This is a genomic window from Lactobacillus colini (assembly GCF_017874575.1).
GTDB classification, from domain to species: Bacteria; Bacillota; Bacilli; order Lactobacillales; family Lactobacillaceae; genus Lactobacillus; species Lactobacillus colini.
Genome location: NZ_JAGGLU010000022.1, coordinates 1 through 13113, shown reverse-complemented (window position 1 = coordinate 13113; position 13113 = coordinate 1). Strand labels below are relative to the sequence as shown.

10 protein-coding genes and 10 tRNA genes are annotated in these 13113 nt (G+C 32.4%); 4 read left to right on the top strand and 16 right to left on the bottom strand.

Translation table 11 applies throughout. From position 1 onward, the window contains the following. Nucleotides 1–153: 153 nt before the first annotated feature. The 16 genes from J2Z60_RS10665 to J2Z60_RS10590 form a co-directional block, all read right to left on the bottom strand. On the bottom strand, nucleotides 154–2226 hold the full coding sequence (locus J2Z60_RS10665) for an LTA synthase family protein (RefSeq protein WP_209687679.1): 2073 nt from the start codon (nucleotides 2224–2226) through the stop codon (nucleotides 154–156). Between the two features lie 83 nt (nucleotides 2227–2309). Beyond that, a complete protein-coding gene (locus J2Z60_RS10660) occupies nucleotides 2310–3332 on the bottom strand; it encodes a lysylphosphatidylglycerol synthase transmembrane domain-containing protein (protein WP_209687678.1) in 1023 nt (340 codons plus the stop codon). Continuing rightward, a complete protein-coding gene (locus tag J2Z60_RS10655) occupies nucleotides 3329–4375 on the bottom strand; it encodes a glycosyltransferase family 4 protein (protein WP_209687677.1) in 1047 nt (348 codons plus the stop codon). Before J2Z60_RS10655 ends, J2Z60_RS10660 begins: the two co-directional genes overlap by 4 nt. Further along, entirely contained in the window at nucleotides 4368–5534 is a 1167-nt protein-coding gene (locus tag J2Z60_RS10650; protein WP_209687676.1) for a glycosyltransferase family 4 protein, read from the bottom strand. Before J2Z60_RS10650 ends, J2Z60_RS10655 begins: the two co-directional genes overlap by 8 nt. A gap of 123 nt (nucleotides 5535–5657) precedes the next feature. Continuing rightward, nucleotides 5658–5741: transfer RNA gene (locus tag J2Z60_RS10645), tRNA-Leu, on the bottom strand. Between the two features lie 34 nt (nucleotides 5742–5775). Further along, nucleotides 5776–5846 (bottom strand) — tRNA-Cys (locus J2Z60_RS10640). A 70-nt stretch (nucleotides 5847–5916) separates the two neighbouring features. Beyond that, nucleotides 5917–5989: transfer RNA gene (locus J2Z60_RS10635), tRNA-His, on the bottom strand. A gap of 23 nt (nucleotides 5990–6012) precedes the next feature. Beyond that, nucleotides 6013–6083: transfer RNA gene (locus J2Z60_RS10630), tRNA-Trp, on the bottom strand. Nucleotides 6084–6089: 6 nt separating this feature from the next. Then, a tRNA-Tyr gene (locus J2Z60_RS10625) sits at nucleotides 6090–6171 on the bottom strand. Between the two features lie 6 nt (nucleotides 6172–6177). Further along, a tRNA-Phe gene (locus J2Z60_RS10620) sits at nucleotides 6178–6250 on the bottom strand. A 6-nt stretch (nucleotides 6251–6256) separates the two neighbouring features. After that, nucleotides 6257–6329 (bottom strand) — tRNA-Asp (locus tag J2Z60_RS10615). A gap of 4 nt (nucleotides 6330–6333) precedes the next feature. After that, nucleotides 6334–6407 (bottom strand) — tRNA-Met (locus J2Z60_RS10610). A 9-nt stretch (nucleotides 6408–6416) separates the two neighbouring features. Further along, nucleotides 6417–6507 (bottom strand) — tRNA-Ser (locus tag J2Z60_RS10605). A gap of 23 nt (nucleotides 6508–6530) precedes the next feature. Continuing rightward, nucleotides 6531–6602 (bottom strand) — tRNA-Glu (locus tag J2Z60_RS10600). Between the two features lie 466 nt (nucleotides 6603–7068). Then, nucleotides 7069–7374 (bottom strand): PTS sugar transporter subunit IIB, encoded by a 306-nt coding sequence (locus J2Z60_RS10595; protein WP_209687675.1) that lies wholly within the window; start codon nucleotides 7372–7374, stop codon nucleotides 7069–7071. 10 nt (nucleotides 7375–7384) lie between these two features. Continuing rightward, on the bottom strand, nucleotides 7385–9250 hold the full coding sequence (locus J2Z60_RS10590; RefSeq protein ID WP_209687674.1) for a BglG family transcription antiterminator: 1866 nt from the start codon (nucleotides 9248–9250) through the stop codon (nucleotides 7385–7387). Nucleotides 9251–9415: 165 nt separating this feature from the next. Between J2Z60_RS10590 and J2Z60_RS10585 the strand changes: the two genes are divergently transcribed. From J2Z60_RS10585 to J2Z60_RS10570, 4 genes are read left to right on the top strand one after another with little or no spacing between them, the layout of a single operon-like run. Further along, a complete protein-coding gene (locus tag J2Z60_RS10585) occupies nucleotides 9416–9730 on the top strand; it encodes a PTS sugar transporter subunit IIB (RefSeq protein ID WP_209687673.1) in 315 nt (104 codons plus the stop codon). 11 nt (nucleotides 9731–9741) lie between these two features. Beyond that, on the top strand, nucleotides 9742–10974 hold the full coding sequence (locus J2Z60_RS10580) for a PTS sugar transporter subunit IIC (protein ID WP_209687672.1): 1233 nt from the start codon (nucleotides 9742–9744) through the stop codon (nucleotides 10972–10974). A 5-nt stretch (nucleotides 10975–10979) separates the two neighbouring features. Further along, nucleotides 10980–11300, top strand: a complete 321-nt coding sequence (locus tag J2Z60_RS10575) for a PTS lactose/cellobiose transporter subunit IIA (RefSeq protein ID WP_209687671.1) — start codon at nucleotides 10980–10982, stop codon at nucleotides 11298–11300. Nucleotides 11301–11313: 13 nt separating this feature from the next. Continuing rightward, entirely contained in the window at nucleotides 11314–12762 is a 1449-nt protein-coding gene (locus J2Z60_RS10570; RefSeq protein WP_209687670.1) for a glycoside hydrolase family 1 protein, read from the top strand. Nucleotides 12763–13113 lie beyond the last annotated feature (351 nt).

Here is a 13113-nt window from a genome sequence, read left to right as displayed (position 1 = left end):
TACTTATTAACTTATGCAAGAAGAAATTTTACTTCTTAGTCACTTGTCATAAGCAACGAATAATACTTTACATGATTATCTTCTCTTAGTCAACAACTTTTTTAGAAAAAAAAGCTGCCAATTAGCAAAAATGCTAATTAACAGCTTTAACAATTACTTATCTTTTAACTCTGGCGCATCTGTTTTATATAACTTTTGCGTACTCTTTTTATCGTTTTTATACCACAAACTTGTTTTGTATTTCTTATCTTTTGCAGCTAATTTCTTCAATGCGTCTATTTTTTTATAGGAATAATCTTTGCGTTTTACGGTTTTAAATCCTGCTGGTTTATAAAATCGTAATAAATTTCCTGTTATTACACGATCAGACAAAGACAATTCAGTTGTAACAGTATTGGAAATCAATTCTAATTTTTCTTTTAATTTTTTACCTGGATCAACAATTTTAGTACCTGTTTTAGTGTAATAATATGCACCTTCAACTTTGCTATATTCAGGAGTAACGAAGTCGCCATTTCTTTGAGCCACTATTTGCGGAGCCTTTTTCGAAAGTAAACTATGACCAAATTGAATTAATCCTTTATCACTTATTCCTAAAAGATTAAATAATGTAGGGCGAACATCAATTTCGCCACCATATGTATGATCAATTCCGCCATGAAGTCCCTTCATATGGAACATTAATGGCACTCTTTGAAATTGCAAATTATCAAAATTAGTGAACTCATCCTTCTTCAATAGTTGAGCACAAGCCTTATGGTGATTGCCAGAAATACCATAGTGATCACCGTAAAACATTATTAGAGTATTTTTATCTAAACCAGACTTTTTCAAATATCTCATTAACTCACCAATTGCTTGATCGAGATAGTGAGCGGTTTGAACGTATCCATCTACAGTTTCATCACCTGTATCAGTCTTAGGAATAGTTTGATTTTCCTTATCTAAATCATACGGATAATGATTAGTAACTGTAATCATTTTTAAATAAAATGGTTGTGGCAATTGTTCAATATATTGAACAGACTGTTTAAAAAATAGCTTATCTTTTATTCCATAGCCGTTATAATACCCTTTTTTATTTTCATAATAAGATAACGGCATGAAATAGTCATATCCAAAAGATTTATAAGCATTATCACGATTCCAAAATGAGCCAGCACCACCATGCATTACAGCACTTGTATACCCTGCCTTCTGGTCTAAAATAGCTGGAGCGCTTTGGAAGGTATTAGAGGTTCCATAGCTAGACATCGCTGAGCCTGACTGCAAGCCAAATAAGGAATTTTCAAGCATCATTTCAGCATCTGAAGTCTTACCTTGACCAACTTGATTAAAAAAGTTATCAAAGCTTAACGTATCTTTAGCGTGATAAATCTTATTTAGGTTAGGTGTAACTTCCTTACCCTTCCACTTATAGCCTATCAAAAATTGCTGAAAACTCTCCAAGTGGATAACTAGTACATTTTTACCCTTAGCTACACCATAATATTCAGGATTCGGTGCAACATAATTTTTTTTAATGTAAGATTGAACAGTTTTTAAATCACTTCGATTAGCTTTAGCCATAACCGCATTATTATGGGCAGTCTTTATGCCATCATAAACAGCATAGGTATCAATTCCTAAATACTTAACAATATAATTGTTATCAAATGTTCTTGTCAAAAGCCCAGAACGATCTTTTTGAGCCATTGTTAAATTAAGACTTAATAAAACTAATGCAAGTACTTCGATTAAACTGGCAATCTTAAGTTTTAGACGTCGAGCATCTATTTTAAAAAATTTAAAACTTACTAATACAATAATTATTGCTACATCTAAAAAAACTAAAAAATCTGTTGGCTTAGTTATGCCCGCTATACTTTTTCCTAAGTTATCAGATGTTGAACCGGAAGTTTTAATGATTGAAACTGATAAAAAATCAGAAAATTCACGATAATACAGAACATTCGCAAAAAGCCATAGCGATAACAAACAGTCAATTACAATTATTATCCAATAAGACTTTCTTCCTTTAGCAAATAAACCTAGTCCCATTAATAAGATCGCTGCTGGAAGTGGATTAAACAGCAACAAAAAATTCTGCATAGGACCAACTGTACCCAAATTGAACTTAGTAATATAAGTCAAATATGTTTTTAACCAAAAAAGAATAATAACTACACTAAAGAAACCTAATTTTGTTTGGGTAAACCAATTATAGATAAATTTTAGGCGTCCCATAACTTCCTCCTCAAATGATTCTTAGATGATGATACTACTAAAAGCCTTATAAATCTTTAGTGATCAGATTCCTTTTTAAAAAATTAATTTTCTTTGTTAGTAATTTTTTTAGGTTTAAAAAACCAACCGAATAATCCTAATATCATTCCTAAGAAATAAGTTGTAAAGCGCCACAAGAACATCCCCAAAACTAATAAAATATTAGAATGTACAAATGTCGAAAATAATGTCTGAAAGCTAAATTCTGCACCACCTGATGCTCCAGGAATCGGAACAATAGCCATAAACATAATAATCATAATATTCATTTCTGTTACATGCATCCAAGATGGAGCTAACCCTAGAGCTAATAAAATAAAGTAAGGTATAGAATAAAAGCATAATAATTGCCCAACTGTACAGATTGAAGCTAAGATTAACTTCTTTTTCTCTTTTTTAAGATTTTGTCCCTCTTTGTAAAAACTCTCAATCTGATTCATCGTGCTTTTACGCCATTTATCAACTTTATCTTTATCAAAGAAACGCTCTAATATTCTCATCACCCAAATAGTGACTTTTTTTGTCCAGTTGTAAGCAAACATCACTGCCAACAAAAATACAATTGATGACATATGAATAACAAAGCCAATTCCAATAAAAATTGCCAGACCGCTAAACTTGGTTACCACAATGTGAAATCCAAAAATCATGGTTGTAACATACGCAAATAGGACGCAAATTTGATAAATAATAAATTTCATCAATAAGATAGAAGTAGCTCTTCCTGCTTCTATTCCCATTTGAATCATTGCAACTAGCTGTGAAGGCTGACCACCAGTCGACATTGGAGTTATTGCGTTAAAAAGTGCCTGAATAAGGGGGATTCTAAAAAAAGACCATGTGGAATGATGTGGCTCATCTTTTCTTCTTTCTAAAATTGCAATAATTGTAGCTTCAAAAACATAAGAGAAAAGCATTATTGCCAATACGCAAATCAGAAAAAAGATATTGAGATTTTTAGCTGCTTGCCATAATTTTTGAACGGGTGTATCCCTTAGTTCTCTAAAGATAACAAAACCACTGATTAAAAGAACAACCAGCATACCTAACAAATGCTTTTTATTCATGGTCTTATTTGCCCCAATTTTAGTCCTAAATCATATTGCTCTAAATAAAAATCACGCCAAATTTGTGCTAAATGCTCTTCTGAATATTCTTGGCTAGCTTGTTTTGATAATTGACTATACTGTTTTAAAATATAAGGATTATTTTTAATTCTCTGAATCTGTGCATTTAATTCTTCAAAGTCTTTGCCCTGCATATAATAACCATCAATTATTGCCTTATACAGGTCTAAATCTCTTAATAAAACTGGAGTATTACAACTAAAAGCTTCTAAGACCGACATTGGGAATAACTCATCAAATGATGGCAACAAGAATAAATCAGCTATATTTAAATAATTTACCAGTTCTTTACGATCAATAATCCCAGTAAATTTAAGATTCTTAGGTGGATTATCTACTAAGTCTTTAAAATGATTATAACCATCGGTTATCTTTCCGAAAGAAAAACCGCCAGCCCAAATAAATTGAATATCAGGATTAACCTTAGCAAGGCGAGCAAAATCATCTACGCCTTTTCTTTCTTGGACTTGTCCATCACCAAAAATGACCATCTTGTCCAAAGGAATCCCTAAAGAATTGCGAAAAGCATTTTTTTGTTCCCTTGTTTGTTCATAAAATTCACTTTTTGACACAAAATTAGGAATATACTTTACTTTCTCTGGATCAATACCATGCTTAGCGAGTTTTTTAATGAACATCGGATTAACAACAACAATTTGATCCATTCTGTCATAAAAATCAATGACGTATTTATAAAAAATATTTTTAGCAAACTCAGGTAACTTAATTGATCCTTCCAAAGTTTCAGGTAAAAAGTGCACATATCCAATCTTTCTTCCCCGCCCTCTTGAAAAACTATTAGCAAAGTAAGTTGGATTAATTGTGTGATAATGCGTCAAATCCGAATTACCGTATCTATTAATTGTGACATAAAAATCATCAATTAGATCTCTTCTCAAAAGTTGAATTAATTCATTATATGCAGAGCCTACTCCCTGCCCTTGAACACTATCAGCTTGTGAAAACATGTTTATTCTAATCATTAGTAACCTCATTTGTTTGTAAAATTGTAGCTGCCTCATGATAAAAATCAACCACATGACTAGCAAAACTAGCAGCACTAATTTCATTTAACTTCCGCTCTAAAATCTCTTCTGGAATTTGAAAACTTTTGTTTTCAATATAAGATTCTATTTTTTGTTTCATCTCTTGCTTTGTTTTAAAAATTGCACCTAAATGTGGATCATCGAAGATTGTTTCAGTGTAATCAGTATCATAAACAATCCCTGGCGTTCCTGCAGCCATGGCTTCAATATAGGTTAGGCCTTGGGTTTCAGTATCGCTTGCAGATACAAATAAATTTGCCATACGATAATAGTTTCCAACGTCAGTGTGCTCAACACTACCAGCAAATATGACATAATTTTCTAATGAACTTTGTTGTACCTGCTGTTTTAAATTATCCATATCTGGACCATCACCAGCAATTACAAACTTTACCTTAGGATACTTTTTTATTATTTCAGGTAAAATATCCAAAATATGTCCAATTTTCTTTTCGGCGGCTACCCTGCTCAATGTCAACAACACTATGTCATCTTCGCTTAAACCTAAATCTTTTCTCACATCTCGCTGTGGATTCTCATTTATACCCTTTAGATCAACTCCGGTTGGAATAATGCAAATTGGAATTTTTATACCATAACTCTCTAAAACGTCTTTTACTTGCTGACTAGGAGCAATCACACCTTGCATATTGTGCAAATATGCTCGACAAAGTTGTTTAACATGATAAGGCTTTAAAATATGCCCATTTAAGATATAATGCAGATAATCTTGATACATAGTATGGTAAGTATGAATTGCTGGGATTCCCATGCTGTGAGCTACATACTTTCCAATTGCTCCTAGCGCAAATTCCGTCTGTGTATGCACAATATCCAACTTAACTTCTTTAGCTATCTTAGTTGCCTGAAATAAGCCTCTAAAAGCAATTCGCCGATCCGTGAAGGAAACAAATGGCACACTGCTCAATCGAAATATATTTGGCTCCACAGTTCCCTTAGCTACGTGTGGATCCGTAGTCGTAAAAATGAAAACAGAGTGTCCTTGGTCTTCAAGTGCATTCTTCAATGTTTGAATCGAAGTAGCTACTCCTGAAATTTGGGGAAAATAGCTATCGGTAAATAGCCCTATATTCATAATATAATACCTCCATATTTCTTCTATTATAAAATTAGAAGAAAACTGTTGCAATTAGATACAAAAAAAGACGCAAGGTAGAAATCCTTACGTCTTAATCTCAGCCAGAATGTCTGAATAAAATAGCGGTGATCGGGGTCGAACCGATACGTCCCAAGGGACACCAGATTTTGAGTCTGACGCGTCTGCCAATTCCGCCACACCGCCATAATAATGCGAATTAACCAGAAAATTCAGGCAAAGGCGGCGATCGGATTTGAACCGATGATTAAGGTTTTGCAGACCTCTGCCTTACCACTTGGCTACGCCGCCATCTTCTGATTGTTTAAAATAAAAATTAGAAAACTAGAATTATAACTAACACTTAGTTTTCTAATGTTAGGGCGGAATATGGGATTCGAACCCATGCATGCCGGATCCACAAACCGGTGTGTTAACCCCTTCACCAATTCCGCCATGATATTAAATATCAGGTAAACAGGGATAGTAGGAATTGAACCCACACTAGCGGTTTTGGAGACCGATGTACTACCTTTATACGATATCCCTATTTTATGGAGGCCAGTGGATTCGAACCACCGAACTCAGAGAGAGCGGTTTTACAGACCGCCACGTTTAGCCACTTCGCTAGGCCTCCAGAACATGGCGCGAGACGGAATCGAACCGCCGACACAAGGAGCTTCAATCCTTTGCTCTACCAACTGAGCTATCGAGCCATCTTACGGTCCCTACCGGACTCGAACCGGTGATCTCCTCCGTGACAGGGAGGCGTGATAACCACTACACTAAGGGACCATTATTGCGGGGACAGGATTTGAACCTATGACCTTCGGGTTATGAGCCCGACGAGCTGCCAGACTGCTCCACCCCGCGATAATAATAAGGAGGATGTGGGATTCGAACCCACGCGCGGGCAGAACCCGCCTGACGGTTTTCAAGACCGTTCCCTTCAGCCGGACTTGGGTAATCCTCCATGTATTACCATACTAATGGTAATGACCCGTACGAGATTTGAACTCATGTTACCGCCGTGAAAGGGCGGTGTCTTAACCACTTGACCAACGGGTCATGTCATCTAACACATTTATTAATGTTATCAGATTTGTTAACTCTTGTCAACAACTTTTTTCAATTAATTTTGTTGAGACGTCTCAGGAATTAACTCCCTTGCCGCATCAGCAATAATAATAATACTAGATATACATGGCTTATGCAAGTCTTTTTTTTAAATTTATTTTTTTAATGCTGAAAATCTTTTAATAGCAAGTTTCATAACACCAATTTTTATATCTTTATTAGCTTTTTTTACTTAGATATTACTACGTATACAAATTAAAAACTCTTCTCAAAATCAATGTTCAAGAGGATTGCAATAGCTATTAGCGGTATCAGTCAGATTTTTTATTTAAGATCATAGCAGATAACAGCAGGTGTATCGGTATCACTTTCACAACGAATTTAGCAATTAAAAACTGAACATAATTACTTGTTATTGCTTCCGCTGATCGTTTGTCTTTCCTCCCTATATTTTTAATTAAGCAATCATATTTTGAACTAAGCGCAAGACATTTGTTCCATTTAATTCACTATAATCTGCTTTAGGAATTAATTGAACCTTCACATTATAATCAGCCGCCTTTCTTTTTAGCTCATTTATACGATTTGCAAAAGGCGTTGCAACTAATAATACATCAATAACCGGTAGGTACTGATCAATTTCTGCAACACTGCAAGCAATAACTTTATAATTCAAATTTTGCCTTTTAACTGCTTTTCTAATACTAACAGCTAAAAATCCACTAGACATTCCCATCCCACAACATAATAAAATAGTTTTCATTTTTACACCTTTAAAAATCAAATAATACTTTTTTGATTTCTTCCATATTTTTGCAATTCATAATTTGCTTCTTTTTATTATAGTCTTCAAGTAACTCAATTAGTATCTCATATAAGCGTTTAAACTCATCACGTCGATTTTTAGCAATAGATATTAATAACACGATATTTACTTGATTATGATCCCATTGCATTAAATTAGGGATTATAATGAAAGCAATTTTAGTATCAATAGATGAATAATTTATCGGATGAGGAATCGCAATATTATTAAACGCTGTAGAAGATAATTTTTCTCGCTCAATTATTTTCTTATAAAAATCTTTATCTGCATATTTTTTAGAAACCATATACTTACATATTTTCTTAAGTAGATTTTCTTTATTCATATTATTCTCAATTTTAAAGAATAAATTATCAGGAAATACCGAGTCAATTAATTTTGCCATGCGAGTAATTTTTTTCCTAAGCAATAAACTATCAATTTTTTCTTTTATTGTATTTTTATTCCATTCAATATCAGCAATATTAATTGTGATTTCATGTTCACTATAACTCATAGTATCTTGAGTATTAAAAACAACATCATAATTTTCTAGATTATAGGCAGACGTATCTTTTTCTTCGATTATATGAAGAATAGTTAGTTTAGAAAAGAAATTTTTATTTAAGAAATCTACTACGTGATTTTGAATGTTTAGGTAAGTTGGCGCGATGACAATTGCATTTAGCTTTATCGAATTATCGAAATTCCGTCTAAGTTCAGTAGATATATGCATAGCTAAAAAAGTAATTTCATTTTGTGATACTTTAATATGCCAATTTTTCTGAATTAAACTAGCCATATAAGTAGCAATATCAAAGATTAAAGGAGTCTTGTTACGATAACTATTTGTAAAAGGATTGTTAATAGATTGTCCACTATTGCTACGTTTAATAAGGCGTTGAACATGTACCGCAAACGGAATTACAAAATTTGGCGAATGCAAACTTATAGCATAATTCTTTTCTGTTTTCATGATAACGCTTTTTATTTTATCTAAAAACATAGTTGGAATATGTATATTAGTAGACATATTCTTTTCTATTGAACTATGCAACAGAATATTAATTTGATCTTTGTCTGCAGTAACAAATCGAATAGAAAATTCTTCTTCTAGCTGTTTAATGGTTTCAGACGTCAAGGATGAAAACTCATCCTCTTTAGTATTAGTTCTATTAGACTCTTCCTTATAATTCTGATAACGACTAACCATCACCAAAATATGAATTAGTAATGTATCATATGAAAATTCATTTATTGCCACATTATAATTTTTAATTGCTCCATCTATAATATCCTCTACTTTATGTAAAGTATTGCTATCAAAGGTTTTAGATAAATAAGCATCATTGAAAAAACTATGAGAATTTTCTATATAAAGTAAATGAGTAAAATATTTACGTTTATTGTATTCATCACCTTCTAAAACAATATTAGAGTGTTGAATTCTAATTTTTAGTTCCCATTCTGCTAAAGTTTTATTACCGTAGCTGATTGTCCTTTGAATTGTTGAATAAGAGACATGCCATTGTTCACAAAGATCAAATGAATTAATAACTTTATTGCTAAGAAGTTGTTTAATTAAGATTAAGTAGCGATCTTTCTCAGTTTGTGGTATCGTTTCATCCTTCTTTAATTGGTTCTTTCTTTGTTTGAGATAATAACCGGCATGATTACCTAAAATTTGAATATCAGTATTATTTTGATTTATTTTTTTAATATAATTTCTAATTGTTCTGGTTGTAACTTTTAATTCTTGAGCTAATTCTGTACTTGTTACTTCGTGATTCTTTTGACTTAAAAAATATACTAATTGTTTCCTCTTATTTTTCATGATTAATCTCCTCGTATATATAAGTCATTGTAACCCTTTTCTTAATTTAAATGGCACTAATTTCCTATAATTAGGAAAATTCATGAAATGAAAGCAAATACATATTTATAGATAATAATATTGTAAAGAAGAAGTTAATCAGTTTTATTTAGGAGGTTAATTATCATGGAGGAAAAAAAGATATTATTATGTTGCGGAATGGGAATGTCTAGCGGATTTTTAGCAACCAGTGCTAGAAAAGCTGCCAAAAAAGAAAAATTGCCATACAAGATTGAGGCACGTAGTGAAGCTGAAGTAGAACAATACATTAATAGTATTGATTGCCTACTCGTAGGACCACATTATGCAAATAAAGTACCTGCATTTAAGGAAATGGCTAAAGAAACAAAAACTGTTATAGAGGTTATTCCTGAAGATATCTATGGATCACTGGATGGAAAATCTTTACTTAAAATGATCAAGAAGATGTTGTCAGAATAGAAAGGATTATTATGAATAAGCTTATTAATTGGCTTTCAATTTCATTTGCTCCAAAAGCTAAAAAGTTATTTTCACACCCTTGGATTGCTGCTGTAGCTGATTCAATGCAAAAAATGGTGCCATTTATTTTAGCAGGATCACTAATATTTATTTATAACGTCATTAAGTCTTATGTATCAGCACTTCCAGATTTAAGTAATATATCAAACTTTACTTTTGGAATGCTGGGTCTAATAGTTGCCTTTTTAGTAGCTAGTTCAGTTATGGAAAACTTACATCATCAAGCTTATATTCAAGTTGCTGGGCTAACATCCATTGCAGTTTATCTTGTAAACATGACTCCAAAGATTAATGAGAAGAACATCATGCAAATTGATTTTTCAAGATTCGGTGCTTCTGGTTTATTTGTAGCAATTGTTAATGGACTTTTTGTCGCAATTATTTTTCATTTATGGTCTAAAATTCACTTATTAGAAGATTCAAGTATTCCTGATTTTTTCGTTAACTGGATCAATGACATTTTTCCAATTTTAATCAGCGTAGCTATTGCCACTGTTTTTGTCTTTAGTTTAAAACTTGATATTTTCAAAATTATTCAATGGTTATTTAGTCCGTTACAAGGTTTTGGTCAAACGCTACCAGGCTTTATCTTACTAAGTTTAATCCCCGCATTTTTCTACACATTAGGTATTTCATCTTGGTCATTCAACGCAATCACAATGCCAATATTTATGGCCGGAATTACTGCTAATATTGCGGCAGTAAAAACTGGACATGCACCTATGAATATTGATACGTACGAAGTAATGTTTACATCTGCCCTGATTACACTAGGTGGTATGGGAGCTACACTCCCTCTAAATATCTTGATGTTTACAGCCAAAGCTAAAAAGCTAAAAATATTGAGCAAGGTATGTATTTTCCCATCACTCTTTAATATTAATGAGCCGCTCATGTATTCCACCCCAGTTGTTATGAATCCTTTATTAATGATACCAATATGGATTAACGCAATTATTGGTCCAATAGTTATTTGGATAGTCATGAGAATTGGATTATTAAATATCCCATCTAAAATGATTCAAGTTGGTCAAGTACCAGCACCAATTTCTTCTGTTATGGTTACTCAGGACTGGAGAGCAATTATTTGCTATATAGTTTTATTTACTATCTACTTATTAGTTTGGTATCCATTCTTTAAGGTTTATGACAATAGTTTAGTAAAAGAAAGTACGGAGAAGTAAAAATAATGGAAATCACAAAAAAAGATATTGAATCAACCTCTATGCAAATTATTTTACATGCTGGAAATGCTAAAAACATCGCATTAAAAGCTTTCGATTTAGCAAATAAAGGAAATTTTCAAGAAGCCGATAAACAAATGCAAACTGCCCATAAAGAAATTTTGAACGCACATAATGCTCAAACACATATTATTCAAACCGAAGCTGAGGGTAAAGAAGTTAAATATTCAGCCCTTTTCTCTCATGCACAAGATACATTGATGACAGTTTCTACCTACATAGATGTAACTAAGCAAATGCTTATTATTCTAAAAAAATTTAATTAAAGGAGTCTTTTTGATGTTACGAGATATAAATGAGTTTCCAATTGATTTTATGTTTGGTGGTGCAATTGCCGCTAATCAAGCTGAAGGTGGTTATGGTAAAGATGGAAAAGGTGCTTCAACTGCCGACATTCAACCATATTTACCAAATGCAGATAAAAAGGATTTACACTTTAATAATATGGATAGTAAAACATTAGATGATTATATCAATGGTGATTACTATTATCCAAAAAGAGAAGGTGTTCACTTTTATGATCGGTATAAAGAATATATTGATAAGTTAGCTAAAATGCATTGCCAGACTTTGCGTTTATCAGTTGCCTGGACAAGAATATTTCCGAATGGAAATGATGATAAGCCAAATAAAAAAGGCCTAGAGTTCTATGATCATCTTTTTCAGTATATGAAAGAGAAAAATATTAAACCTATAGTAACCATTTGCCATTATGAAACACCACTGAATTTAATCTTACATGAAGGTGGCTGGGTAAATCCTAAGATTATTGATTGGTTCTATCGCTATGGTAAATTAATTATTGATCGTTACCATCAATACGTTAAATATTGGATTATTATTAATCAAATTAATTTAATTCATTTAGAAGCTTTTGCTTCATTAGGTATTTTAAGCGATAAAGTTTATAACTATCAACAAGCTAAGTTTCAAGCTATTCACCATGAATTTGTTGCTTCAGCTAAACTTACTAAATACATGCATGAGAATTATTATGGATTAAAAGCCGGTGTTATGTTAGCTGATAGCACTCTTAGTCCTGCAACACCTAAACCGGCAGATATTAAACTAACCTTTAAGCGAAACAGAATGCAATATTTCTATGCTGATGTATTATTGCAGGGAGAATATCCTAAATATGCCTTAAATTACTTTAAAGATAATAATATTCATATTAACTGGACTAATAATGAGTTAGAATTGATTCGCAAAAATGTAGCCGATTTTCTATGCGTAAGCTATTATTATTCGAATACTATTGATGCTTCAAAAGATACTATGGATCCTGCTACCTTTGAGACGAATCCATATCTGACGGCAAATGAATGGGGCTGGGCTATTAACCCTTCAGGACTTTACGTTTGCATGTCAGAGTATTGGGATAGATATCATGTACCAATGATGATAGGCGAAAATGGCTTTGGATTTAATGATGTTTTAACTCCAGATAATAAAATACATGATCAATATCGTATTGATTATACTAGAGATCACTTAAAAGCAATTTTAGAAGCAATTAATGATGGCGCTGATATCTTTGCATATTGTTCTTGGGCTCCTTTTGATATTGTTAGTGCTGGAACAGCTGAAATGGGCAAAAGATATGGTTTCATTTATGTCAACTACGATAATTATGGTAAAGGTGATGGTGAGTTAATAGAAAAAGATTCCTTTGATTGGTATCGTAATATAATTCTATCTCGTGGAAACGATCTGTTTAAAAATTAAATAGCTTTATTTTATGATATAATTTTTCCTATGTCTAAATAAAGACAAGGAAAGTAGCTTAAATTCATAGCAAAAAATAATCACACGTTATTTTATAGAAGTGTGATTATTTTTTATATATGACTTTACTATAGACTATATCAAGAAGCTTACACAAATATGGATAGTTCAATTAATTTAATTCTTAACAAACACCATTCACCATTTATTAAATACCTTGATATACTTGTATTTGCGTAAAAAAGTCTTTAGTATCAAGCATTAAACTTACTTAATACTAAAGACTTCTTCTTTATTACGGAGATTGAGAGATTCGAACCCTCGCGCCGGAATTATCCGACCTACACCCTT